Origin of the sequence: Puerhibacterium puerhi, assembly GCF_009846865.1 — a bacterium.
In the GTDB taxonomy this organism is placed as follows: domain Bacteria; phylum Actinomycetota; class Actinomycetes; order Actinomycetales; family Cellulomonadaceae; genus Puerhibacterium; species Puerhibacterium puerhi.
Window position 1 is genome coordinate 1 of the sequence record NZ_WUWN01000016.1, and the last position, 21,935, is coordinate 21,935.

Consider the following 21,935-nt stretch of genomic DNA (forward strand, 5'->3'; position numbering starts at 1 on the left):
TCGCGCGCGCGTCGGCGGACCCCGGCACGCTCGTCGCCGCCCTCGGCGCGCAGGCTCTGCAGACGGCCTGGCGCGCGGGGCTCGCCCCGGACCGGGACGCGATCGGCGCCGAGGTGCTGGACGTCGCCGGGCGGCACGGGGCCCCGACCGGGCAGATCCTCGGGCACCTGCTGCGCATGCAGGCCCGCGGCGCCCTGGGCGACCTGCCCGCGGCCGAGCAGCACGCCGCCCGGGCGGCGGCCCTGGGGCGACGGCACGAGCGCCCCCTGGTCGAGGTGCTCGTCGCGTGGTTCCGCGCGATGCGGCTCGCCGTCGAGGGTGCGCCGCTCGCGCAGGCCGAGGACGCCTACCGCGCGGCGGACCGCGCGCTGGCGGGCGCCGGGATGCCGGGCATGCGGGAGGGCCTGCTGCCGCTGGCGCTGCTGTGCCTGCGTGTCGCCCGGACGCCGGCGGACGCCGACCCCCGCGACGTCGTGCCCGCCGCCGTCGCGGGCGCGACGGTCGACGACGGCCCGTACGCCCCCTGGACGCGGCCCTGGCGCCTGCTCGCCGCGGGCCGCCCGGACGAGGCCCGGGCGGCCGTCGCGCGGCTGCCCGACCCGCCGCCGGGCCTGCTGCTCGAGGCGCAGTGGGTGCTCGCCGGGCGCGCCGCGGTCGCCGTCGGCAGCCGGGCCGTGGCCGAGCGGGCCCGGCGGGCGCTCGCGCCGGCAGCGGCGGAGGTCGCCGGCGCCGGCAGCGGCACGCTGACGGCGGGGCCCGTCGCCGACCACCTCGCCGCGCTCAAGGCGTTCCTCGGCGCCCCGGAGCCCGGTCGTCTCACTCCGCCGGGCCGAGCTCCTGGAAGATCGTGAGCTGCAGCCCGGCGGGAGCCTCGAGCCGGGCGTTGAGGGAGCGCCAGGGGGTCTCGGTGGGCGGCGCGAGGAGCTCGGCGCCGCCCTCGTCGACGAGCCGTGACGTCGTGGCGCGGGAGTCGTCCACCTCGAACGCCACCCGGACGTGGCGGGCCACCTGGCGGCCGACCTCGACGTCGTCGATCAGGCGCTTCTGGGCCGGGTTGGCGATCTCGAGCGTGGCCCGGCCGGCGTCGAGGATCGCGACGTGGGCGCCGTCGCCGCCCTCGTAGGCCTCGAGCTGGGGCAGGCCGAGGACGTCGCGGTAGAAGGCCAGCGCGGCGTCGTAGTCCTCGGCCTCGACGACGAGGCGGAGCTGGCGGACGGGCGGTGCGGGCTCGGTCATGGCGCGATCGTGGCACGGCCCGGCGCGCTGCGGTGCGAGGTGCTGCGGTGCGAGGTGCTGCGGTGCGAGGTGCGCCGGCCCGTCGGCCACAGCCGCGCCGGACGCCGCGCCGCCAGGTCCTCCACCCAGCCCACCGCGAGGATCACGAGCCCGAGCATCGCCCACACCAGGGCGAGCTGGAGCCAGGAGCTGTCCAGCAGCCACGGGATCGACAGCTCGAGCGCAGGGACCGCCCACAGCACGTCGACCAGCGGGACGGTGAGCGCGAGCAGCACGTTGTGCCACAGGTAGATCGTGACGGCCCGGTTGTTGATCAGCGTGACGGCTGGGTCGAAGGGCCGCAGGAGGCGCGGCAGGCTCGACCACGACGGCGAGACCCGCAGCAGCATCAGGCACGCGCCGAGGGACCACAGGGCCTGGGCGAGCGGGTTGAGGTTGAGGTCCCAGCCGTACTCGTCCGCGGCGCTCCCCGCCCACCCGATCCCGGCCAACATCAGCACCGTGCCCCCGACGAGCACGCGGCGCAGCGGGACCCGCTGGAGCACCCCGTCGTTGTGGGCGAAGCCGAGCATCCAGCACGCGGCGAACGTGACGACGTCGGTGACGGGGCTGTCGATCGGCTCGGGCAGCGCCACGACGCCGACGCCCAGGACGACGGCCGGCACCAACGGAGCCAGCAGCGTGGGCCACGGCCACCGCCGGAACACCCGCAGCAGCAGCGGTGACAGCAGGACGAGCCAGAAGTAGGTGCGGACGTACCAGAGGATCTCGGCCGACTGGAACGCCCAGGACGGTTCCACCGCGCCGTCAGCCGGCCCGACGCTCGCGGGGGCGGCGGGGTCGCCGACCGGCACGAACCACAGCACCACGCCCCACCAGCCGCCGGGCGCGGTGGCGGGGCGCCAGCCGGCCCACAGCAGCCCCGCGAGGATCGCGGTGACGTAGACCCACAGGGGCAGCAGCAGCCGCCGCGCACGCCCGCGGACGACGGACGGCGCGGGCCGCTGGAGCGAGCGGGCCATCAGCGACCCGGCGAGCGCGAACATCACGCCCATGGCGGGGAACACGATGCTCAGCCAGCCGGCACCGGTGAACGCGTGGTAGGCGACCACACGGACCAGCGCGACGGCGCGCAGGAGGTCGAGATACCGGTCGCGGCCGGCGGTCCGCCGCGACGGCGGGGCGGCGACGGTCTGGACGGTGGTCGGAGGACGATCGGCGCTCATCGGCACGGCTCGCGCCGGCCGGACGCGGGGACCGTCGCGGGCGGCGCGTCGCGCCGGCAGGACGGGCTCGCGGACGTCGCTGTCATCGGTGGACCTCCCCGTTGCCGACCGCCGTCGAAGCGCCCCCGCCCGTTCAGGGTAGGCGTGCGCCGGGGACCGCGGAACGGCGGCCGTGGGTGAATCGGGGGCGCGCCGCCGCCCTGGTGGCCCGTGCCCCGCCCCTGCCATAGTCGGACGCATGGCGACGGCGAGGATGGACGCATGGCGTCGGTGATGGTGGACGCATGGCGTCGGTGATGATGACGGCCATGCCGTTCGCCGGGCACGCCCTGCCGCTGTGCGCGGTGGCGGCCGAGCTGGTGCGGCGCGGGCACGACGTGCGCGTGCACACCGGCCGGCAGTACGCGAGGACCGTCGAGGCGGCCGGGGCGCGGCCCGTGCCCTGGCAGCGCGCCCCGGACCTCGACGAGCGCGACCTGGCCGCGACGTTCCCGCGGATGCGCGAGCGCAAGGGCTTCCGCCAGGTGCTCGTCAACCTCGAGGACCTGTTCTTGGGCACCGCCCCGGCGCAGGCCGCCGACCTCCTGGCCGCGTACGACGACGAGCCGTGGGACCTGCTGGCCGGGGACCCCATGGCCCTCGGCACCCGTCTCGCGGCGGAGCGGCTGGGCTGCCGCTGGGCCACCGTCTCGCCCATCGCCGTGTGGCCGCCCGGCAAGGGCATCCCGCCCACCGGCCTGGGCCTGACGCCCGCGCGGGGCCCGGTCGGGGCGGCACGCGACGCCGTGCTCGGCGCCGCCGTCGCCGCCGGCACGCGCCCGCTCGTGCGCCGGTACCGCCGCGCCCGCGCCGCCGCCGGCCTGCCGCCCGACCGGGAGAGCTTCGCCACGCTGTGGTTCTCGCCCCGGCTCGTCGTGGCGGCGGGCTCGCCCGCCCTCGACTACCCGCGCGCCGACCTGCCGCCGCACGTGCGCTTCGTCGGGGACCTCACCGCCGGCAGCGCCGCCCCGGCGGGGGCGGTGCTGCCGGCGTGGTGGGACGACGTGGCGCGCGCCGAGGTGCCGGTGGTGCACGTGACCCAGGGGACGGCGAACGTGGACCCGCGCGACCTCATCCTGCCCGCGCTCGAGGCGCTCGCGGACCAGGAGGTGCTGGTCGTGGTGGGCACGGGCCACCGCACGCCGCCGCTGCCCGGCCCGCTGCCCGCCAACGCGCGGGTGGCGTCGATGGTGCCGTACCCGGCGCTGCTGCCGCGCACCGCGGCGATGATCACCAACGGCGGCTACGGGGGAGTGCTCCAGGCGCTGCGGCACGACGTGCCGCTGGTCGTCGCGGGCGGCGACCTCGACAAGCCCGAGATCGCCGCCCGCGTCGCCTGGCACGGCGCGGGGGTCGACCTGCGCACCGGCACGCCGCGCCCGGCGGCGGTCGCCGCGGCCTGCCGTCGCGTCCTGGCGGACCCCGGCTTCCGGGCCGCCGCGGCGCGCCTCGGGGCCGACCTCCGCTCCCGCGGCGGGACGCGGACGGCGGCGGACCTGCTGGAGGAGCACCTGCGCACGCCGGTGCCCCGCGGCGAATAGTGTGCCAAGCACCGCGAAGACCACGCGCCGCGGACGTCGCGTGCGCCGGCTGCACCGCGCCCGTGGCCCACGGGTGACCCCGCCGGCCCGGCTACCCGACGGTCACCGCGAGGCGGTCGGGCAGGACGGCGAGGGCGACGGAGGTCAGGTCGGCCACCACGGCGTCGGCGGCCGTGAGCCGGGCGGCGTCGTGCGAGGTGGCGACGGCGAGCGTGCGCGCCCCGGCGGCCGCGCCCGCGGCGATGCCGGCGGGGGCGTCCTCGACGACGAGGCACCGGCGGGGGTCCGCGCCGAGCGCCGCCGCGGCCTTGAGGTAGCCCTCCGGGTCCGGCTTGCCCGCGCTGACGTCCTCGGCGGCGACCAGCACCTCGGGCAGCGGCAGCCCGGCCGCGGCCAGCCGGGCGCGCATGATCGGCCGCGCGCCGGAGGTGACTGCCGCCCAGCGCCGTCGGGGCAGCCGCGCGAGCAGCGCCGGGGCGGCGGGCAGCGCCGTCACCTCGTCCAGGTCCGTGAGCTCGAGCTCGGCGAGCTCGGCGACGGCGGCGCCGCGCTCGCCGGGCGGCAGGAAGAGCGCGAGGGTGTCCTCGGTCCGGCGCCCGTGGCAGACGCGCAGGATCTCCTCGGCGTCGAGCCCGCGACGGCCGGCCCACGTCCGCCAGATCCGCTCGACGGCGGGCGTCGAGTCCACCAGCGTGCCGTCGATGTCGAACAGGACGGCCTCGACGTCGAACCTCATGGCCGCCACGCTATCCGCGGGGCACCTCCGGGGCGCGGCGGCGCACGGCCGGCCGGCCGCGCGGGCGCGGCGGTGCCCCGCGGCTCCCCTCGCGGGGCCGCCGTCGCCCGTCCCGGCCGGTCACGGCTCAGGGCGTGGTGGACCCCCCGGCGTCGGCCGCCTTCGCCCAGTTCGTCGACCCGTACCAGTCGACGACGATCACCGTCTCGTCCCCGACGACCCAGGCGTCGTGCCCCTGCGGCAGGCTGGTGACGTCGCCGGGGCCCGCCTCGATCTCCCGGCCGTCGGCCATCCGGATCTTCAGGTGGCCCTGCAGGTGGTACTGGAAGTGCGGGGCCTCGCACAGCTCGGTCCCCGCGATCGGCCTGACGTCGTTCGACCAGCGCCAGCCCGGCTCCAGGACGAGCCGGCCGATGGTGCTGTCGCCGACCTCCAGGATCTCGGCCTTCCCGTGCGGGAAGGTGCGCACCTCCGCCGGCTTGGCGAAGGTCTCGTGCTCCACCGTCTGCATCGCCGTCTCCTCTCACGGCTCGCGACTCACGCTCCGGTGCGTGGGTGGTGCACCCAGGATCGGTCCCCCCGCGGGCGGGGGACCAGGGCCCTTCGGCCCGTCGCGTCCCGGCGTCGCGCCGGCGTCGCGCCGGTGGGGTCGCGCCGGTCAGGTCTCGTCGGTCGCGCCGTGGGGGAGCGGCACCGGCCGGCCGGCGGCGCGGGCGACGACGTCGTCGAGCAGCGCGCCGATCGGCGGCGGTTCGGCGGGCGCCGCGGCGGCGAGCGCGCGCCCGTAGTGCTCCTTGCGGCCCGCCGTCGTGCCCCAGAACCGGTGGAGCCGGTCGACGGCGGGCCGGCCGCGCCACTCCGGCTGGCCGCTGAAGGTGCGGAACCGGTCCAGGTGGCCCTCCTGCTCGACGACGGCGAGCGTCGCCTCGACACCGAGGGCGCGGACCAGCTCGTCCTCGAGGTCGCGCACGCAGGCGTGGAAGCCGAGGGCCGCGAGCTCGGCGCGGTCGCCGCTCTCGGTCAGCCCGTGCCGGCGCAGCGCGCGGGCGACGAAGCGCTCCTCGGCCGCGTCGTACAGCCCGCAGACGCCGGCCCCGCCCGCGAGGGCGGCGTCCACCGCGCGGCCGGCGCCGCCGGCCCCGCCCATCGTCACGACGACGGCACCGGCCGCGCGCAGGTCGAGCCCGCGGCGCGCGGCGAGGGTCTCGACGGCGGCGCGGTCGCTCGCGCCCTCCACCAGGACCACCGTGCGTACCGGCATGCGCCCCAGCGTCCCGCGGCCGGCGCGGCGGGGCAACGGCATACCCGCCCCGGCGGCACGGAGCGAGGGAATGGCCACTGAATAGTGTGCCAAGCGACCGTGTCACCCGCCCGGTCCGCCCATGCGGGGGGCGCCGGGCCTCGACGACCGGGGTCACCGGTCGCGCGGGTCCTCGACGGCCGGGTCGGGCGCCGGGTCGGCGGTCTCGGGCGCGGTGGTCGGTGCGGGCGCGGGCGCGGGCACCGCCGAGGACAGCAGCCGGACCGCCGTGCCGAGGTAGATCAGGTCGAACAGCATGTGCACCGTGACGACGAGGCGTGCCCCCGTGCCGGCGGCGTGGATGTCGCCGAACCCGACGGTGCTGACCACGGTGACGGCGAAGTAGAGAGCGTCGGTGCGGGTGCGCAGGCCGACGAACTGGCCGGGCCACAGCGTCGCGACGGCGTAGTACACGAGCGCCGCGGCGAGCACGAGCACGTACAGGGCGGTCAGCAGCCGTTCGATGCGCCGGTAGGCGACCGGGAGCCGGCGGATGCGGCGGCGGTTGCGGGCCAGCAGCACGCCCAGGCCGGCGAGCGCGGCGACCGCGCCGGTCAGCCGCAGCCAGGGGTGCTGGGCGTCCTCGAACCGCAGCGGCAGCAGGAAGTAGGCGGCCGTCAGCAGCGCCAGGACCACCGTCGTGGTGGTCAGCAGGCGGATGACGTCACGGCCGGGGCCTGCCGGCGGCATGAGCCGAGTGTGGCACGCGCCGGCCGGGGCGGCTCAGCGGGGGCGGGCGGCGCCCGGTCCCGTCAGGGGGACGAGCACCGCGCCGTGCTGCGCGAGCGCGGCGTCCTGCGCGGCGGCGTCGGCCCCGGCCGCCAGCTCGGGGACGCGCTCGCGTCGCGGCCCGGCGGCGCCGGCCGCGGGGGCGGGACCGCGTACCAGCGTCGCGGGCCCCAGCGCCGCCTGCTCGTACGGGGACCCCAGCAGGGGGTCGGGGGCCCAGCGCAGTGGCGGCGCGGCCGCGCTGTCGCGGTCGACGGCGGACGCGGCGACCGGGCCGGTCTCGGCGGCGGGGGAGGCGCTCACGCCGCGATCGTAGACGCGTCGCGGCGCCCGGTCCGGCCGGTCCCGGCCCGGGCGCCGCAGGTGGTGGGCGTCGTCCCGCTCACCCGGCGTCGAACCGGTCCTCCTGCAGTCCGGGGTCGTCCGCCCGCACGAGGTGCGGGTCCTGCTGGGCCTGGCCGCTGTCGAAGCTCTCCCGCTCACCGGTCTCGGCCGACTCGGCGACCTCCGCCTGGCCGCTGTCGAAGCTCTCCCGCTCACCGGTCTGCGCCGAGTCGTGCAGCCCGGCCTCGCCGGTGTCGTAGCTCTCGCGCGTCTCGGGGTGGGCGGAGTCGGCTCCGGCCGCCTGGCCCGTGTCGTAGCTGTCGTCGGGGACGAGCCCCTGGTCCTCGGCGAGCCCGCCGGCGCCCTCCACGCGCCCCGGGGAGACCGCGCCCGTCCCGGCGGGCTGCGCCGGGTCGTGCTCCGGGCCCGCGTCGGCGAGCTCGGGCTCCTCCTCCAGGTAGGGGTCCTCCTCCGGGACGTCGGGCGTGGGCACGCGCTCGTCGTCGGTGGCGCCCGGCATCTGCGACTGGTCGTTGCTCATGATGACCTCCTCGGCGTGTCCGTACGGAGTGCCGTCCGATACGTCACCGTAGGCACGCAGGCCGGGCGCTCGCAGCGCGACCCCGGGACGCCCGCGGGCCCGTACGGGGCAGACGGCGGGGCACCCGGCGTGCGAGCATCCAGGAGTGCTGAGCGATCTCGCGCGCCACGTCGGGGTGGGCCGCGCCGTGCAGAGCGCCGTGTTCCGGGCCGGGGTCTACGGCCACCGCCCGCCGGTGCCGGTGGCCCCCGCGGCGCTCGCGGCGGCAGCCCGCCGCCGCATGTCGGCCACGGGGTGGGCGTACGTCGCCGGCGGCGCCGGGGCCGAGCGGACCATGGCGGCCAACGCCGCAGCGTTCGCCCGCCACCGTATCGTCCCCCGGCAGATGGTCGACGTCGGTCGCCGGGACCTGAGCACCACGCTGCTCGGGCGGGAGCTGCCCGCCCCGCTGCTGCTCGCCCCGATCGGCGCGCTCGAGCTCGCCGTGCGCGGGCCGGCGCGCGCGGAGCCCGAGCTCGCCCGCGCGGCGCGCGACCTGGGGCTGCCCGTGATGATCTCGTCGCAGGCCTCCACCCCGATGGAGGACACCGCGCGCACGCTCGGCGACGCCCCGCGCTGGTTCCAGCTGTACTGGTCGGACCACGACGCGGTCGTCGAGTCCTTCGTCGCCCGGGCGGAGGCCAGCGGCGCCGGGGCGCTCGTGGTCACGCTGGACACCCACGTGCTCGGCTGGCGCCCGCGCGACCTCGACCTCGGCTACCTGCCGTTCGCCCGGGGGCAGGGGATCGCCCAGTACACCTCCGACCCGGCGTTCCGCCGCCTGGTCGAGGCGCGTGCCCGCGGCCTGCTGCCGGACGGCGGCGCGGTGCCGCCGTCGGGCCCCGCGCCGCGGCCCACGCCCGCCGCCGTGCGGTCGCTGCTGACGATGGCGCGCCGGTTCCCCGGCCCCACCGCCGCGAACCTGCGCTCACCCCTGCCGCGCGCCGCCGTCGAGACCTTCCTCGAAGTCTTGCGAACAGGGATGCCACCCTCGAACACGAAAAAGCCCCCGCCACCTGGGCAAACGCTCAGGGGCGGGGGCTTCTGCGTTTCAGGCCGCGTGCTCGACGAGGGACTGTAGCTTGTCCGGGCTGTAGCCGGACCAGTGTCGGTCGCCGGCCACGACCACGGGCACCTGCTGGTAGCCGAGAGAGGCGACCAGGGCGTGCGCCTCGGGGTCGGTGCTCACGTCCTTGACGTCGTACTCCAGGCCGAGCTTGTCGAGCTTGCGGTAGGTCGCCTTGCAGCCCTGGCAGTCGGGCGTGCTGTAGACGGTTACGTGGGGCATGGGTTCCTTCCAGACAGAGAACCGGGGCCGCACCGCGTCAGCGATGCAGCCCCGGCAGGGGGGGGTAGTGGTTAGGCGTCCTGGTGCTTGGGCGCCGGGGGATCGAAGTCGATGGCGTCCTCGTAGAGCGTCGCGAGATGGTCGCCGTAGGACGTGATCGTCACGCCGATGCTCAGGTCCCGAGCGATGGGGTTCTGATCCAGCGCCTTGTCGATGGCGCCAGACAGGTCGAGGACGAGGCGCAGGATGTCAGGGTGAAGGCTCATCGGTTATCACCCGACCCCTGGAGGACACCGCGCTCGGCTCGGTCGGCGAGCTTGGCGAGGTTCTCGCTGGCGACGGACTCCAGCGGGGCCATCAACTCGTCCGCGATCATCGCCACGAACCAGAGGATGTCGCCGAGCTCCTTGCGGATCAGGTTGTAGCGGTCGCCGCTCAGCGCCCCGTTGTCATCCCTGATCGCCTTGGCCCAGTGGCCGGCCAGCTCTCCCGCCTCGGCGGCGAGGCCGGGGACGAGGTAGTGCAGCCCCTCGCGGCCGTCAGTGATCTCGCGACCGGGGTAGATCGCCGTCTCGCCGGCACGGAGTTGGTACTCCTCCAGGGTCAGCATCAGGCGTCCTCCTTCTCGATCTCCTCGATGGCCCAGCCGAGGTACTTGTGGGCCTTCTTGAGGTCTTCCAGGGCGTTGCCCTTGTACTGAGCCCGGAGCACGTACTTGACGACGTTCCCGAGGGCGTAGTCCTTGAGCCAACCCTGGGCGCGGATCACGTCGATGACCTCGACCCCGTCGGGCATCCCCGTGGAGTAGTGCGCCGGGTGGTCGACGGCGTCGTTCTCGGCCTTCACGGGGTTGCTGATGGTCAGCTTCCCGATGTCGGTGTGGTCGACGGTGAGGTCGTTCGTCGTGAACTTCTTGGCACAGATGCGGCCGTCCGTGATGCAGCACGTGTCGCCAGGCTTGGCGTCGCAGCCCTCGGGGAGCGGCTTGAGATCCGTCGCATGGACACTCCGACACACCGGAGCCCCGTCCATGGTCGAGGTCCACTCGCGCACATCGGAGTGAGTGGTCACCAGGAATGAACCGCTCTCCGGCGCTACAACCTCGACGACGGTGCCGGACGGGAATTGGTGGTCCCAGTGCGCCGCATCGCCGGTCACTACGGCCAGGTCACCGGGCTCGAACTCGTGCGTCATTTGCTTCTCCCTCACTACTTTTCAGGCTTCACGTAGCCGGGGCACTTGGCGGAGCATCCCCAGCACTTCGGGTCGGCTTTCCTCACCGAGTGGGCGTCGGCGCCGTGACCACACCGAGCGCACACGGCTCGGGTCTCCTTGGTCTTCATGGCGTCCTTGATGAACTCCCGGCGCCTCGCCGCGCTCTGCACGGGGAAGACCCCGCACGTGCCGAACAGGCCCAGCTCGTTCTTCTCCAGGGCCTTCTTGGCGGCGTTCTCCGTGCCGTAGAGCCCGTACACGAGGTTGTGGCCCTCGTTGCGCATGGCGACCATGTGCCAGTCGCGCTCGGCGAAGAGCTCGTAGGACGTCGACACGACCGCTCGCGCGGCGGCAGCGATGTGCTTCTTGCGCCCCTCGGTGAGCGAGGCGAGGACCGCCTTGGCGGCGTCCTCCAGCGTCTCGGCGCCGTCGGCAGCCTTGAGCGCCTTCATCACCGCGGCGACCTGTGCGTCCTCCAGGACGTCGACAACAGCCGCCACCTCCTCCTCGACGGCGCTCACCTCGTCGCCACGGACAGAGAGGCCGGGAAGTGTCACTGCACGCTCCTTGGTTCATTGATGCCGGCAAGCCTTCACACCGTGGTCAGCAAGTGCCGGCGGAGATTCAGGCCGATCCACTCCGTGTAGGCCGGCGGGATGCACTCGAACAGGCCGTTCCACGTCATGTCGTGGTCGATGCCCAGGAGGGCCTTCACTACGCCCTTGTCGGGCGGGACGTAGCCGCCCTTGCGGACGTACTTCGCCTCGTACTTGTCCCGACGGGCACCGCCGTAGGCGCCAGCTACCCACTTGTGCGCCGAGTGGTCGCATGCGCGGGGCGCCTCCAGGCCCCAGTTGGTCTCGAAGAGGCGAAGCCGCTGGAGGTGGATGGTCTCGCCGTCGGTGTCCGTGGTGTGCATGTTGAACATGCAGCCGCACAGCCCCACCGGGTCGACCATGTGCGGGCCGGCGTCCTTCACGTTCTCGATCACGAAGGGCTTGCCCGTGGCTTCCAGCGCCTCGCGCACCTGCGGGATCAGCTTGGGCCACTTGGTTTCGCGGCCGGCGTTGCCTCGCGTGTATCCCTGGCACGGGGGAGAGGCGTGGATCGCGTCGAACTCGTGACCGTGCTCCTTCACGAACTCGATGGCGTCGCCCTGGTGGAACTCGAAGGGGTAGCGCTTCTCGAAGCGCCCCTCCAGGTCAACGCCCACGACCTCGAACCCGGCGCGGTGGTAGCCGACCGCCGCCCCCCCCTTCGCACGAGAAGAGGTCGAGCAAGCGCGGTGTGCGGTAGTTCGTCAAGGCTTCACACCTCGTCCTGCTCAAGCGCCACAGAGGCGGCGATCACGTGCTCGTAGCGACCGAACCAGCGCCGGTAGGAGGTCTCCTCCGAGCCCTCCAGGTCGAGTTCCAGCCCGTAGTCCAAGGCCATCTGCATGGCGGCATCCCAGGCCTTCGCCTGCGCCTTGTCCGCCGAGCGCCACGACCGGGCGCTCACTAGCACTGCAACGATCATCCGAACCCCTCCCGGTCCAGCCCGTTCGCCACGTCGGCGAGCTTGCTTGCTGCGGCCTCCACCGAGGCCTGTACTGCGGATCGGCTCGCACCCTCCCACTCGGCCAGGAGGCCGTAGGCGGAGCGCCTGTGCGTGCCGTCGTTGATGTGCCCGTGCTCGCCCCCGAGGATCGAGAAGCGCAGGAGGCGCCGGCGCTCGGTCGGAGTGAGAACCGGCTCCTCCCAGGCGGTGCGGACATCGGCAACCATCGCCATCCACGTCCCCGTGTGGGACGGGTCCGCCGACCCTCGCGGCATGTCCGGGTCGGCCTCGTAGGGGCTGGCGATCCCGTTGGGGATGCTGCCTTCCCAGAGGTAGGGCAGGAGCAAGGTGACGAGCTCGGAGGTGTACCCGCTAGTCGTCGCGGTGCTGATCTGCCCAGTCCTCATAGGAGATGTCCTTGTCGTGCTTCTGGAGCTCGCGCTCCAGGTGCTTACCCAGGTGGCCCTCCAGAGCGAACGTGCGGGCGCCGTCGGTGTAGTCGACGTAGCGCCAGTGCGTCGCCAGGTAGAGCCACGCCTCCTGCTCCAGGTCTTCGACCGTCGTCACCCACGGGGATCCGTAGCGCCGGAAGGTCCGGCTGGCCGCCTGCTTGACGGACTCGACGACGTTCGGTGAGCTCAGGTCAGAGGACTGCGACATCGCGCCACCCCTTCGCGTCGAGGGTCATCGCCATCACCCCAGGCGCGGACTCGGCGCCCGAGATGTTGCGCCACCAGGCCGAGCCGTTGTCCGACGTCGGGGCCACGAAGAGCCATCGGTCGTCGCCCCACGTCTGGATGCGCAGGTTGTGGAAGTGCCCGAACACCACCAGGTCGGCGGTGCCGATGGGCGTACGGCCGGCGGCCTGCTTGGCGAGGAAGTCCGGGAACCTGTCCGGGTTGCTCACCTGGTGCCCGTGGGCGAGGCCTACGACCTTCCCGCCGAGGGCCTCGATGGCGACCGAGTCCGACGTCCGCTCCGGGGCGTAGAACTCGACGTGGCCGTAGCGCTCGGGGTAGACGCTCGCCATGTCGGCGACCTGGGTCAGAACCTCAATGCCGTAGTCCTCGGTGGCGTTGCCCATGTTCGACTTGCCCTTGCGGACCCGGCAGTGGTTCGAGCCCACCGACAGCACCTTCACCGAAGGCGCCAGGCGAGAGGCCTCGTCGATCCACGTCCACAGCACCCGGCGGAACACCCGGATCTGCTCCGTGAGGGACAGGTCGTTGGTGCGGTCCGAGGAGCCGTCGCCCGACTCGAAGTTCTCGATCCCGTCGCCAGCGTCGAAGAGGATGATCTCCTCGGGCTTCACCTCGCGGCAGTAGTCGCGGAACCCCTCCAGGCTCGCCTCCAGGCGCTCCAGGAGCTCCTCGACACCGCCGCGGGCATCCACCTTGCCCACCTGGAGGTCGGCCAGGACCGCCAGGACCGAGATGCTCTCGGCCACCGCCTTGAAGGCGGGCGCCTTGCGCCGGTCCCGCTTCACCGCGCGGTGCAGGTCGTCCAGGTCGGGGAGCACGACGCCGGCCGCAGCGGAGCCGCGGCGAGCGAACGTGAACCGCGAGCTCTTGCCTACCTTGCCGCCGAGCATCGTCCACTCCGAGGAGCGGAGGCCGGTGACCACGTACTCGTCAGGATCCAGCCCGTAGTTCTGGAGAAGGGTGCGGGCCTCGCCCTCCGGCGCAGTGGTGGAGTCGGGCGCCAGGTTGACGGTGGCCTCCACCGTGTCCCCCTTCACCTCCAGGGCTCGCGTCAGCGCCTTGTCGGCGGGTCGGTTCACGCTCGGCGTGGGGGGCAGAGCCTTTGCAGCTTCGGCTAGTGTCACGTCAGCCTTCCTCTCCGGTACTTCTTCACAGTGCTGGCGGACACTTCGATGTCGTGGCTTGCCTTGAGCTCGCGGATAATCGCCTCTGCCGACCACGCAGGATTGTCGAGAAGGGCCATGAGGCCCTCGAACTCCTCGGGGGGTAGGCGATGGGCCAGGGTCTCCGGGAAAGACGGCCTGCGCGGCTTCTCCGGCTCTCTTCGGGCCGCTTCTGCCAGGCTCACTCGCAGTTCTCCTCGTAGAACTCGGGCCAGATGTCCTCGCGGGCGGCGATGAAGTCCTCCGCGTACTCGTCCACCCAGGCGTGCCGGGTGCAGAAGTCGCTTCCCGGATCGGCCGGCTCTCCGCACTTCTCGTCCGGCCCGAAGGCGGGGGAGTCAGGGTTCGGCGACCCCTTGAACACCACGTACTCGCAAGCTGCCGTCACGCGATCAACCCCCTCAGTCCGTCCGCTCCGTGCTTCATGTAGAGCGAGGTCACGTCCTCGCCTGACGGGAGGTAGACCGGGTTGGCGCTGCGGATGCGCGCCACCATCTCCTCCGTGAACTTGCGACCCGCCTCATCCCCGTCGCCCCACACGTAGACGTTGGAGAATCCGGCGAAGAGCACGCGGTGGTGCTTCTTCCAGACGTTCGCGCCGGGGTATCCGACCGCTGAGCCGAACACCTTCTTGAGAATGAGGGTGTCGAACTCGCCTTCGGCGATGTGGATGTCGGGCGAGCTGCCCATGAAGGACTCGACGTTGTAGACGCGAGCCTTCTCCTCCGCGAAGCCCAGGTACTTCGGGCCGTCGGTGGTCACCCAGTCGGGCCGGCGGAACCTCATGGACACCGGGTGCCCGTCGGCCGCGAGGTAGGGGATGGACAGCCAGCCGGCGTAACGCTCGAACCCCGGGTAGTCAGTCGCTACGAGACCAAGACGGCTTCCAAGCGCGTCTTCCTTCTCGACGCCTCTTGCCTTTAGCCACGCGGCTGCCTCCCGCGTAATGGAGTTCGTAAACGTCGTCGTCGCCTTCTCCAGCCACTCCCTCCGCTGGCGAGAGAGAGGTCTCAGTGGCGAATCGGACTGCTCCTCGGAAGTCACAGTTCTCCATTTCTTGAATTAGCGACCACGAGTCACCGCCACGCCCGCAGGAATGGCAGTGGTAAAGGCCCTTGTTGAGGTCGAGCGACAGAGACGGCCGTGCGTCCTTGTGAAAGGGGCACGAGACCATTCCGCGCTGCCCATGAACCGTGACCCCGTAGTGCGCGAGAACTTTCTCCAGCTCCGGCTTCGGGGTCTTGGTCATGCAGCCTCGGCCTCCTCGCTCGCAAGGTTGCGAAGGCGCCGGTTCTCCTTGTCGTACGCATCCCTGATCCGGTTGCGCTCGCTTTCCGGCAGGGCGGTCCAACGCTTGAAGCGAGGCGTCTCGCCGAACCGAATCTGCTTGTTCGGCCATCTCTCCCTGACGACCTCCTCGATGAGGAGGAGCCGCTGACCGAAGGGGTCGGGGTGCTGAATGAGGCGGGTGACGAACTCCTTGCGCTCGTCGTCACTCAGGGCGTCGTAGGCGCCGGGCGTGAACTCCACAGCCCGGCGCACGGCCACCTCGTCGATGAACGGCGAGTAGTGGTCAGAGTCGGCAAGCCATGTGCGCAGCGTGCGACGAGCGTTGGAGCGCTTTGTCTGGGCGGCACGACCGGTCTCGGTGGAGAGCATCCCGAGGTTCTGCGCGATCTCATTGACCACGCTGGCGGTCACTGGAAGGTCCTCGAACTTGTCGCCCAGCTCGCGGTTGGCGATGACGGCGAACTCCTCGAAGACCCGCCGACGCAGGTCGGCCGTGGATCGGTGCGTCACGAGTCCGCCTCCAGGATGAAGTAGTCCCGGACCGTCGTGACCACGTAGGCGTCGAGGATCGACTTCCCGGGGCGCTTCACAACGGCGATGCCGTCGACGAAGCTCGGGTTGAGGCCCCGGCGGCGGATGAAGTGCTCGCGCTCCTTCTGGGCCTCAGCCACGTAGCCGGAGAAGTTCATCTCCTTCTCCGCCTTGGCCTCGATCACCGTGTAGAGCACCTCGCCGCCGGAGCCCTCCCGGACCACGAGGTCGCCCTCGTCATCGACGCCGGCGAGCCGGAGCCGCTCGGCGTCCAGGCCGACCTCGCGGAGGGCGTTGAGAAGGTCGATCTCGAACCGTGCGCCACGCTGGCGCGCAGCCTTCTGCTTGCTAGTCATCAACCCTAAACACCTTCCTTTGCGGGCTCCCAGCGGTAGAACCGGACACGCTCCGGGTCGGACCACAGGGTGATAGGGCGAACAGCGCCCGGGTCTTGCTTGCCACCGCGGTTCTTCGTGATGGCTACGCGGTACTTGCCGGAGGTCTCGTCCAGCGCGACCGACAGCACGCGCTCAGGCTTCTCGGACATGCCGTTCTTGACCTGGTCGCGGGAGGGCGGCACCCACAGGGGAGCGCCGTGGACCTTGTCGGTGGCGTGATGGAGGACGATGATCGTCGCGCCCGTGGTGCGGGCGAGCTCGGTCAGCCGGCTCATCACTTCCATCTGGACGCTGTACTCGGCCTCGGCGTCCTCGAAGTCCATGAGGTTGTCGAAGACGAACACGTCGGGGTAGGCGTCGTGGAGCTCGACATACGCCTCGATGTGCCGTTCGATGCTGGGCCACGTCATCGGGCTCTGGAAAGAGAACTCGAAGGGGGTCGCGGCGAGGGCATCGAGATACTTCTCCATGCCCTCGCCGGTGTCCCGCGCCGTCTGGACCTGCTCGATGGTGTCGCCAGTGATGCAGGCGGCCAGACGGGAAGTGGCGTCATCGCGGCTCATGTCCGCCGAGAAGTACAGAGTCCGGCTCTTCATCATGGCGGCCAGCCACATGGCGAACAGACTCTTGCCCGACCCGGAGCGCCCCGCGATCATCAGGAGCATCCCCTGACGAAGGCGGAACCTCCACGGGTCGTCGTACAGCTCGGCGAGCTCAGGGAGCCTCGGCATCTCGACGCCTGCCTCACCCTCACGGACGAATGCACGTGATGCAGTGAGCAGGGCGAACTCCTTAGATGCTCAGGGTGACGGCGATGAGTGAAAGGTTGAGGAGGATCCCGAACGCCGCGGCGAGGTAGAAGCGCGTGCGCGCGATTGGCCTACCCGAGACCTTGGCCGAGAGCGCGGCCAGCGTGAGGATGACGCCGGCGAGGATCACGTCCCAGACGAAGAACGCGATGAGGACCCACTGCTGCCAGATCACTTGAGGTACTCCGGGACGTCGGCGAGAGCGGCGTCGCGCTTCTCGATGTAGGCCTCGGCCAGCTTGTACGCCTCAGCGGAGCCGTCCTCGAAGGACCAGTACGACGTGCCGCCGGTCTTCGACTTCTTCTTGGTCAGCGTGACGACGGTGCCGTCGCCCAGGCACTCCTTGAGCTGGTTCACGAGGGCCACGGCCTCGATCTGAGCGTTGAGGAAGAGGGTCGGCTCGACGCCCTTCTCGGCGGTCTCGAACACCGCCAGGTCAGCGAAGACCACGTCCTTGAGCTCGCCCTGGTAGCACGGGTGCTGCGGCTTGAACTCCTTGGGCTCGGCCAGGATGGCGAACGCGTTGGCGTGCTCGGCCGGCTTGAAGAACGAACGGTCGGACGCGGTGAACTTCTTGAGTGCCAAAGTGGATCTCCCTCAGTGGTTGTGCTTGCTGGTGCGGGCGAAGAGCAGGTCGATGTCAGTCCGCATGTCGCCGATGGCGTTCGCGAGCGCCTCGATGTTGTCGAGGACTGACTTGTCGAACTCGGGCTCGACGCGGACGCGGACGGTGCCGATGGCCGCCTCCCCCTCTCGGGAGCGGAGCGTCACGATCTCCTGCTGGAGTCGGTCGATCTCGTCGCGGGCCTGCGTCAGCTCGCGGCCGGCGTCCTCGTAGGCCTGGCGGTACTCGTTATGCCGCACTCCGGCGGCCTCGGCGCGCTCCTCGGCGGAGTAGTACAGCCGCCGCCACGAGTCGGCGCTCGCCCTCCAGTAGTCCCTGTCCTCCCGCAGCCGCTTCTCGGTGCTACGCATTCAGGGCCTCCGTGCGTGCCTTGGCCGCGGCGGCAACGTCAGGCCGCGCGAACTCCGACTTGAACTTGAGGAACACCTGCTGGAGCTCCGACTTCGACGTGGCCGCCTCGATGGCCTCGAACACCGGCTCCCGCTTCGGCTCCTCGACGGGCGGGTTGGTGGCCGGCGTGGCGTCGGCCCACGGGTCGTCGGCCTTCTCCTCGATGACCTCGCCATCCAGGACTCGCACCGCGACGTCGACCGGGGTCTCGGTGCTGTCCGCCGGGGGAGTGCCGTCAAGGCTAAACACCTTGTCCTCACCCTTGGCGCCTCGGTCGCTCAAGCGACGCGGCTTCGACGAGTCCTCCTGGCGCCACAGGCGCTCCACCTCGGTCACGAGCTGAACCAGAGTGAGGCCGTCGGTCTCGACACCGAACGCCTTCCCGAGATCCCGCTTGATCGACTCGGGCGAGCCGTGGGCGACAAGCCACGTCCCGTCCTGTGCGTATCGCTCCGATTCACGCCGCTTGAGCGTGATCGAGAGCCCCTCCTCAGATGCCATTCGGCTTCCTCCCGATGTCTGGGGTCCCTGCCAGGGGTACTTCTAACCGATGTTGACTGGTCGTGTCAAGCCTAAACACCGGGCCACTTTCTCGCCTGTCGCACCAGGTAGGGGACACCTCGACCCTGGCGCTGCCGGCGGGCCACGCGCAGGGTCCTCGGCTCCTTGCGACCAGGCTCGTAGTAATGCGTGTCGATGTACTGCGACTTGCCCGCGAGCTTGGTGATGGCGGACTTCGCCGCCACGAGGCGGGACTCGGCCGCCTTGAAGGCGTCGTCGGCGGTGATGAACTCCTGGGCCAACTGCTCAGGGATGATCTCCACCTTGCCCTCGATGATGCTGTCGTTGAGCCGCTTGAGTGCGCTCAGAGTCGCCGGATGGTCGTCCAGCGGGGGCTCCACGTCGCTGTCCAGGAGTGCGCGGAACTCGCGCACACGAGCCTCCAGCTCTTCCAGCCGGCTCGTGTCGCGCTCCACCACATACTCGCGGAAGTCCAGGAACGGGCCGATCACGGGCACGTACACCCGGGCGAGGTCCGTCTGGCAGAGCATCTGCCAGTCCACCTGTGCCAGGTAGTAGGGCGGGATCTCATCCGTGCCCTCCTTGCCCCAGCCATCCCACTTGGCCGTGCTCTTCGCCTCGGCGCCGATGCGCTCGAAGTCCGTGGTCAGCGCCAGCGCGTCCAGCGTGGCGATGCCCCAGTCCTCGAACGGGACGGTCACCTGCTCCTCGTAGTCGAGGAGGTCCGGGTGGCGATCACGCCACCACGCCAGGATCGACGGCTCCAGGTAGGTGCCACGACTCTGCGAGTCCGTGGTCACCTCCTCGCGCGGGACCCTGCCCTTCATCTCCAGCCAGGTCGCCAGGGGAGAGGACCACGGGGACACCCCGAGGATCGCCGCCACCTTGCTCCCGGACACCAGCTTGGACCACGCCTCACTGCCCGGCGTGAGGTCCACGTCCTGCGTGCTAACGCTCAACTAGAGCCACCCTTCGATCTCGCGTGCGTCGGTCGGGGTGAGGTAGAGCCGCAGGCAGTCGTCCACCTCCGGCACCTCGCCGATCTCCTCGAACGGGATCACCTCCAGACCCTGACGCTTCGCCTCAGCCAGCGCCGCGGCGAGGCCCTCGTCGTCCGTTGCGTCGTCGACCGGCGTCTCGATGTAGAGATCGCCGCCCTCCCAGTCGAGGACCAGCTCCGTGCCGGCCCCAAACAGGATGACGCTCTTCCCCCTGGGTGCCACTCCTTGACTCCCTCTCAATGTAAACCGTTGACGCCCCTCGCGCCGTCAAGGCTTTCTACCCTGGCAACGGAACGGGGCGCAAGGCCCGGCGAACCTTTTCACCCTCGGCCTCACGCCCCGTCGAAGAGGATGCCCCGCTAGAGGGGCTTGCGGGTCACTCCCGCGATGGCAGAGCTCGCTCCACCTTGTCGGGGACCCGGATCAGGTCAGTGTCTATGCCCGGGCGCGCCGGCACGGCGAAGAAGTAGGGCTCGACGTCGGGGTCGTAGTGGACCACCCGGCCACTCTTCTGCAACTTCGCCTTCCAAGACTCCAGGCGCCGAAGGCCATCCTCGGGCACGGGGAGACCCGCGCGGCGTCGTGCCTCGCGGGTCAGCATCACGTAGTGCCCTCGGTTGCGGTGTTCGTCCCGGACCTTCCAGGGAAGTAGTTGCGGATCCCACGCGACTCGGCGCTTGAGCCCGCGCCGACGCCCGTAGTTGGACCACATCTGAATCGTGGTCTCGATGTTGTACTTCTCGCGGTAGCGGTCAACCATCTGCGGGTAGGTGGCCCCCTCATCGAACCAACGCTTGACCTCAGTGTGGTCCTGGATCTTGCTCGCCGGCATCGTTCTTCCCCTCCCTTCGCGCTTGGCGTCTACTACTGCTCTGACTGGATCGTCCACCCGCTCAACCCTGCTGTCAAGGGTGAACAGTGCCCCAGTGTTGCACGACTAAACACCTCGCGCCTACGCTAGACACCCATCGAAGAACACAGGACGCGGGTGAAATTGCATGGCACGCAAACAGGTAGTGGTCTGCGACGTCTGCGAGGCTGTGGGTAAGCCCACAACCCGCTATCGGATCACGCGAGAGGGTCAGCGATTCGAGGTTGACCTCTGCGTGGATCACGCCAAGCGCATCGAGGCGCTCCTGTCCGGCAAGGCCAGTGCGCGAGCAACCCCTGCACGGTTCGAAGACACGTTCGCGACCTTCGAGGAGATCGAGGCGCGCAAGCGGCAGCGCCAGAGCGAGAGCGCCTGAGACAGCAAGAGAGCCCCCTCACCCGCCGGGAAGGCGAGCGAGGGGGCTAGTTGCTTCTGGGGGGTCACTCCGACTCGGAGCTCTCCGCGGGCGTGTTGGCGTCAGCGAGGCCAAGCAGGGCGTTCAGGAGGAGTCCCCAGAGGGCACCCTCCTCGCCGTTCAGCAGGCCGTAGCCAACGGCAACGGCAACGGCAGCGTTGCCGACGCGGTACAGGTATCGCCGCGTCTTGGCGCTGGGCATCTTGAACTTCATGGTCCCTCCAAATGCCCTTCTGAGGGCATGAGAAAAGCCCCTAGGGCAATCACCCTGGGGCTTGCGGGTTGGTGGCGGAGAGGGGCGCCTAGGCCCCTAGAACGCGGCTCAGGACTTCTCCGAGACCGGCGCCGCCGACCATTGAGGCTCCGGCGATAATCCAGAGTCGACGCTCGATGTTGCGAATGCGGGCTTCGTGATCGTCCCGGGAATCGTTCAGCTCCTTGAGCTGCCCTTCGATGCGAATGACCCGCTCCCTCGTATCAAGGCTTACTTCGTAGATGGATTCGAGGGAGACCTTGGCGTGCGGGTTTTCCGACAAGGGAGTCACCCCGCGTTGGTCAGCGTGACCGTGAGGCCGTCAAGCGCCTCGTCGATCTTGTCGAGGACGGCCTTCTTGATCGCCTCGCCATCCAGGCCCTTGGACTGCGCGAGCGCAGCGACGGCAGCCTCCAGGCCGTTGATCTTCGCGGCGTCGCGCTCGGTCTTCGCCTGCGAGGCCATGAGCTTGGCCGGCCAGTCGGGCGTGACACCCTTGACCAGCGTGCTGTCGAGGCGGGCGATGGCGGCCATGAGCTTGGCCGGCCAGTCGGGCGTGACACCCTTGACCAGCGTGCTGTCGAGGCGGGCGATGGCGGCCATGAGGTTGGCCGTCCAGGGCACGCCGTCCTTGCCGGTGCGCGGCACCTTGTTGCCGTTCAGCAGGACCTTCTCGGCGGCGCGCTTGAAGTCGAGGATCTCCTTGAGGGCAGCATCCTGCGCGGGGGTCATGTCATCCTCCTCGGGCTTCTCGCCCTTGTGTTTGTCCTTGGTCGGGTCGTAGACCAGGTGCCACGGCTCCTGGATCCGGCCCCGGCCCTCCGTCTCCGTCCAGCCGTGCTCGGCGAGGATCGGGAAGGCCTTCTTGCGACGGGGGTTGTCGAAGTCGCCCACGCCGCCGAAGTCGATGACGTCGACAGCCAGGGCCCAGCCGTGGTTCGAGATGCCGGGCGGGGCAGCGTGCGCGGTGCCGGTGAAGTGGTAGCGCCGGCCCTGCCAGACGCAGCAGGCCGTCTCGCTCGCCTTGGCCACGCGGTGCCGCGCGAGGAAGAACTCGACCTGCTCGTCGTAGGTGCGGTTCCAGCCGCGGACGCGGAGCTTGATGCCGGTGCGCCGCTCGACATCGGCGATGGCGCGGTTCCACGACTCGGCAGCGTCCTTGCGCAGGAACGCGCGCTGGTCGCCGCTGTTGCCGTGCTTTCCGTAGGGCATG

General features: G+C 71.2%; 36 protein-coding genes and 3 pseudogenes. 4 read left to right on the forward strand and 35 right to left on the reverse strand.

Annotation, left to right across the window (positions count from 1 at the left end; translation table 11 throughout):
• A pseudogene (locus tag GSF02_RS10180) lies at positions 1 to 851 on the forward strand (SARP family transcriptional regulator); the annotation flags it as partial.
• Here GSF02_RS10180 and GSF02_RS10185 read toward each other — a convergent pair.
• Positions 817 to 1,236: a VOC family protein gene (locus GSF02_RS10185; RefSeq protein WP_159795531.1), complete on the reverse strand. Its 420-nt coding sequence runs from the start codon at positions 1,234 to 1,236 to the stop codon at positions 817 to 819. The pseudogene GSF02_RS10180 and the gene GSF02_RS10185 overlap by 35 nt on opposite strands.
• Positions 1,233 to 2,462 (reverse strand): acyltransferase family protein, encoded by a 1,230-nt coding sequence (locus GSF02_RS10190; RefSeq protein ID WP_159795534.1) that lies wholly within the window; start codon positions 2,460 to 2,462, stop codon positions 1,233 to 1,235. The genes GSF02_RS10185 and GSF02_RS10190 overlap by 4 nt, the downstream gene beginning before the upstream one ends.
• A gap of 284 nt (positions 2,463 to 2,746) precedes the next feature.
• Here GSF02_RS10190 and GSF02_RS10195 point away from each other — a divergent pair, with 284 nt between their 5' ends.
• A complete protein-coding gene (locus GSF02_RS10195) occupies positions 2,747 to 4,042 on the forward strand; it encodes a glycosyltransferase (RefSeq protein WP_159795537.1) in 1,296 nt (431 codons plus the stop codon).
• Between the two features lie 91 nt (positions 4,043 to 4,133).
• Here the strand turns inward: GSF02_RS10195 and GSF02_RS10200 are convergent, their stop codons facing one another.
• The 6 genes from GSF02_RS10200 to GSF02_RS10225 form a co-directional block, all read right to left on the reverse strand.
• Complete coding sequence (locus tag GSF02_RS10200; protein WP_159795540.1) at positions 4,134 to 4,778, reverse strand: HAD-IA family hydrolase; 645 nt, start codon at positions 4,776 to 4,778, stop codon at positions 4,134 to 4,136.
• A gap of 127 nt (positions 4,779 to 4,905) precedes the next feature.
• The gene (locus tag GSF02_RS10205; protein ID WP_159795543.1) at positions 4,906 to 5,289 is read right to left on the reverse strand and encodes a cupin domain-containing protein; all 384 of its coding nucleotides are present in this window, start codon (positions 5,287 to 5,289) and stop codon (positions 4,906 to 4,908) included.
• 147 nt (positions 5,290 to 5,436) lie between these two features.
• Positions 5,437 to 6,039, reverse strand: coding sequence for a TOPRIM nucleotidyl transferase/hydrolase domain-containing protein (locus GSF02_RS10210; protein WP_159795546.1), 603 nt, complete (start codon positions 6,037 to 6,039; stop codon positions 5,437 to 5,439).
• Between the two features lie 153 nt (positions 6,040 to 6,192).
• Positions 6,193 to 6,768: a potassium channel family protein gene (locus GSF02_RS10215; protein ID WP_201308874.1), complete on the reverse strand. Its 576-nt coding sequence runs from the start codon at positions 6,766 to 6,768 to the stop codon at positions 6,193 to 6,195.
• Between the two features lie 33 nt (positions 6,769 to 6,801).
• Positions 6,802 to 7,110 (reverse strand): hypothetical protein, encoded by a 309-nt coding sequence (locus GSF02_RS10220; RefSeq protein WP_159795549.1) that lies wholly within the window; start codon positions 7,108 to 7,110, stop codon positions 6,802 to 6,804.
• A 79-nt stretch (positions 7,111 to 7,189) separates the two neighbouring features.
• Positions 7,190 to 7,672, reverse strand: a complete 483-nt coding sequence (locus GSF02_RS10225) for a hypothetical protein (protein ID WP_159795552.1) — start codon at positions 7,670 to 7,672, stop codon at positions 7,190 to 7,192.
• Between the two features lie 145 nt (positions 7,673 to 7,817).
• On the opposite strand from GSF02_RS10225, the gene GSF02_RS10230 reads away from it, so the two are divergent.
• Positions 7,818 to 8,792, forward strand: a complete 975-nt coding sequence (locus tag GSF02_RS10230) for an alpha-hydroxy-acid oxidizing protein (RefSeq protein WP_235915494.1) — start codon at positions 7,818 to 7,820, stop codon at positions 8,790 to 8,792.
• On the opposite strand, the gene GSF02_RS10235 is transcribed toward GSF02_RS10230, so the two are convergent.
• From GSF02_RS10235 to GSF02_RS10350, 24 genes and pseudogenes are all read right to left on the reverse strand, one after another.
• The gene (locus GSF02_RS10235; protein ID WP_159795555.1) at positions 8,763 to 8,999 is read right to left on the reverse strand and encodes a glutaredoxin family protein; all 237 of its coding nucleotides are present in this window, start codon (positions 8,997 to 8,999) and stop codon (positions 8,763 to 8,765) included. The genes GSF02_RS10230 and GSF02_RS10235 overlap by 30 nt on opposite strands.
• A gap of 71 nt (positions 9,000 to 9,070) precedes the next feature.
• On the reverse strand, positions 9,071 to 9,265 hold the full coding sequence (locus tag GSF02_RS10240; protein WP_159795558.1) for a hypothetical protein: 195 nt from the start codon (positions 9,263 to 9,265) through the stop codon (positions 9,071 to 9,073).
• Positions 9,262 to 9,609: a nucleoside triphosphate pyrophosphohydrolase family protein gene (locus GSF02_RS10245; RefSeq protein WP_201308875.1), complete on the reverse strand. Its 348-nt coding sequence runs from the start codon at positions 9,607 to 9,609 to the stop codon at positions 9,262 to 9,264. Before GSF02_RS10245 ends, GSF02_RS10240 begins: the two co-directional genes overlap by 4 nt.
• Positions 9,609 to 10,193 carry a DUF3310 domain-containing protein gene (locus GSF02_RS10250; RefSeq protein WP_201308876.1) on the reverse strand — a complete coding sequence of 195 codons (585 nt, stop codon included), beginning with the start codon at positions 10,191 to 10,193 and terminating at the stop codon, positions 9,609 to 9,611. The genes GSF02_RS10245 and GSF02_RS10250 overlap by 1 nt, the downstream gene beginning before the upstream one ends.
• A gap of 14 nt (positions 10,194 to 10,207) precedes the next feature.
• Positions 10,208 to 10,771 carry a hypothetical protein gene (locus GSF02_RS10255; RefSeq protein ID WP_159795560.1) on the reverse strand — a complete coding sequence of 188 codons (564 nt, stop codon included), beginning with the start codon at positions 10,769 to 10,771 and terminating at the stop codon, positions 10,208 to 10,210.
• A gap of 35 nt (positions 10,772 to 10,806) precedes the next feature.
• Positions 10,807 to 11,457 (reverse strand): annotated as a pseudogene (locus GSF02_RS10260) (hypothetical protein); the annotation flags it as partial.
• Positions 11,458 to 11,522: 65 nt separating this feature from the next.
• Positions 11,523 to 11,732: a hypothetical protein gene (locus GSF02_RS10265; protein WP_159795563.1), complete on the reverse strand. Its 210-nt coding sequence runs from the start codon at positions 11,730 to 11,732 to the stop codon at positions 11,523 to 11,525.
• Entirely contained in the window at positions 11,729 to 12,160 is a 432-nt protein-coding gene (locus GSF02_RS10270) for a hypothetical protein (RefSeq protein WP_159795566.1), read from the reverse strand. The genes GSF02_RS10265 and GSF02_RS10270 overlap by 4 nt, the downstream gene beginning before the upstream one ends.
• On the reverse strand, positions 12,126 to 12,413 hold the full coding sequence (locus GSF02_RS10275; RefSeq protein WP_159795569.1) for a hypothetical protein: 288 nt from the start codon (positions 12,411 to 12,413) through the stop codon (positions 12,126 to 12,128). The genes GSF02_RS10270 and GSF02_RS10275 overlap by 35 nt, the downstream gene beginning before the upstream one ends.
• On the reverse strand, positions 12,397 to 13,533 hold the full coding sequence (locus GSF02_RS10280; protein WP_159795572.1) for a metallophosphoesterase family protein: 1,137 nt from the start codon (positions 13,531 to 13,533) through the stop codon (positions 12,397 to 12,399). The genes GSF02_RS10275 and GSF02_RS10280 overlap by 17 nt, the downstream gene beginning before the upstream one ends.
• Positions 13,534 to 13,574: 41 nt before the next feature.
• On the reverse strand, positions 13,575 to 13,802 hold the full coding sequence (locus GSF02_RS10285) for a hypothetical protein (RefSeq protein WP_159795575.1): 228 nt from the start codon (positions 13,800 to 13,802) through the stop codon (positions 13,575 to 13,577).
• Entirely contained in the window at positions 13,799 to 14,005 is a 207-nt protein-coding gene (locus GSF02_RS10290; RefSeq protein WP_159795578.1) for a hypothetical protein, read from the reverse strand. The genes GSF02_RS10285 and GSF02_RS10290 overlap by 4 nt, the downstream gene beginning before the upstream one ends.
• Positions 14,002 to 14,661: a toprim domain-containing protein gene (locus GSF02_RS18870; RefSeq protein WP_235915495.1), complete on the reverse strand. Its 660-nt coding sequence runs from the start codon at positions 14,659 to 14,661 to the stop codon at positions 14,002 to 14,004. The genes GSF02_RS10290 and GSF02_RS18870 overlap by 4 nt, the downstream gene beginning before the upstream one ends.
• Positions 14,662 to 14,689: 28 nt before the next feature.
• Positions 14,690 to 14,866: pseudogene (locus GSF02_RS19155) on the reverse strand (CHC2 zinc finger domain-containing protein); the annotation flags it as partial.
• On the reverse strand, positions 14,863 to 15,417 hold the full coding sequence (locus GSF02_RS10305) for a hypothetical protein (RefSeq protein WP_159795586.1): 555 nt from the start codon (positions 15,415 to 15,417) through the stop codon (positions 14,863 to 14,865). The pseudogene GSF02_RS19155 and the gene GSF02_RS10305, both read right to left, overlap by 4 nt.
• Positions 15,414 to 15,794 carry a hypothetical protein gene (locus GSF02_RS10310; RefSeq protein WP_159795589.1) on the reverse strand — a complete coding sequence of 127 codons (381 nt, stop codon included), beginning with the start codon at positions 15,792 to 15,794 and terminating at the stop codon, positions 15,414 to 15,416. Before GSF02_RS10310 ends, GSF02_RS10305 begins: the two co-directional genes overlap by 4 nt.
• 5 nt (positions 15,795 to 15,799) lie before the next feature.
• A complete protein-coding gene (locus GSF02_RS10315) occupies positions 15,800 to 16,567 on the reverse strand; it encodes an AAA family ATPase (protein WP_159795592.1) in 768 nt (255 codons plus the stop codon).
• Positions 16,568 to 16,628: 61 nt separating this feature from the next.
• Positions 16,629 to 16,820, reverse strand: a complete 192-nt coding sequence (locus GSF02_RS10320) for a hypothetical protein (RefSeq protein WP_159795595.1) — start codon at positions 16,818 to 16,820, stop codon at positions 16,629 to 16,631.
• The gene (locus tag GSF02_RS10325; protein ID WP_159795598.1) at positions 16,817 to 17,230 is read right to left on the reverse strand and encodes a hypothetical protein; all 414 of its coding nucleotides are present in this window, start codon (positions 17,228 to 17,230) and stop codon (positions 16,817 to 16,819) included. Before GSF02_RS10325 ends, GSF02_RS10320 begins: the two co-directional genes overlap by 4 nt.
• Before the next feature lie 12 nt (positions 17,231 to 17,242).
• Positions 17,243 to 17,620 (reverse strand): hypothetical protein, encoded by a 378-nt coding sequence (locus tag GSF02_RS10330; RefSeq protein ID WP_159795600.1) that lies wholly within the window; start codon positions 17,618 to 17,620, stop codon positions 17,243 to 17,245.
• Positions 17,613 to 18,161: a hypothetical protein gene (locus tag GSF02_RS10335; RefSeq protein WP_159795603.1), complete on the reverse strand. Its 549-nt coding sequence runs from the start codon at positions 18,159 to 18,161 to the stop codon at positions 17,613 to 17,615. The genes GSF02_RS10330 and GSF02_RS10335 overlap by 8 nt, the downstream gene beginning before the upstream one ends.
• Positions 18,162 to 18,232: 71 nt before the next feature.
• Positions 18,233 to 19,141: a YqaJ viral recombinase family protein gene (locus GSF02_RS10340; protein WP_159795606.1), complete on the reverse strand. Its 909-nt coding sequence runs from the start codon at positions 19,139 to 19,141 to the stop codon at positions 18,233 to 18,235.
• On the reverse strand, positions 19,142 to 19,405 hold the full coding sequence (locus tag GSF02_RS10345; RefSeq protein ID WP_159795609.1) for a hypothetical protein: 264 nt from the start codon (positions 19,403 to 19,405) through the stop codon (positions 19,142 to 19,144).
• A gap of 154 nt (positions 19,406 to 19,559) precedes the next feature.
• The gene (locus tag GSF02_RS10350) at positions 19,560 to 20,015 is read right to left on the reverse strand and encodes a hypothetical protein (protein WP_159795612.1); all 456 of its coding nucleotides are present in this window, start codon (positions 20,013 to 20,015) and stop codon (positions 19,560 to 19,562) included.
• A gap of 274 nt (positions 20,016 to 20,289) precedes the next feature.
• Between GSF02_RS10350 and GSF02_RS10355 the strand changes: the two genes are divergently transcribed.
• Positions 20,290 to 20,430: a hypothetical protein gene (locus GSF02_RS10355; protein ID WP_159795615.1), complete on the forward strand. Its 141-nt coding sequence runs from the start codon at positions 20,290 to 20,292 to the stop codon at positions 20,428 to 20,430.
• Between the two features lie 64 nt (positions 20,431 to 20,494).
• Here the strand turns inward: GSF02_RS10355 and GSF02_RS10360 are convergent, their stop codons facing one another.
• From GSF02_RS10360 to GSF02_RS10370, 3 genes are all read right to left on the reverse strand, one after another.
• On the reverse strand, positions 20,495 to 20,683 hold the full coding sequence (locus GSF02_RS10360) for a hypothetical protein (RefSeq protein ID WP_159795618.1): 189 nt from the start codon (positions 20,681 to 20,683) through the stop codon (positions 20,495 to 20,497).
• Positions 20,684 to 20,771: 88 nt separating this feature from the next.
• Entirely contained in the window at positions 20,772 to 21,014 is a 243-nt protein-coding gene (locus GSF02_RS10365) for a hypothetical protein (protein ID WP_159795621.1), read from the reverse strand.
• The gene (locus GSF02_RS10370) at positions 21,011 to 21,934 is read right to left on the reverse strand and encodes a M15 family metallopeptidase (protein WP_159795624.1); all 924 of its coding nucleotides are present in this window, start codon (positions 21,932 to 21,934) and stop codon (positions 21,011 to 21,013) included. Before GSF02_RS10370 ends, GSF02_RS10365 begins: the two co-directional genes overlap by 4 nt.
• Position 21,935: the final 1 nt, after the last annotated feature.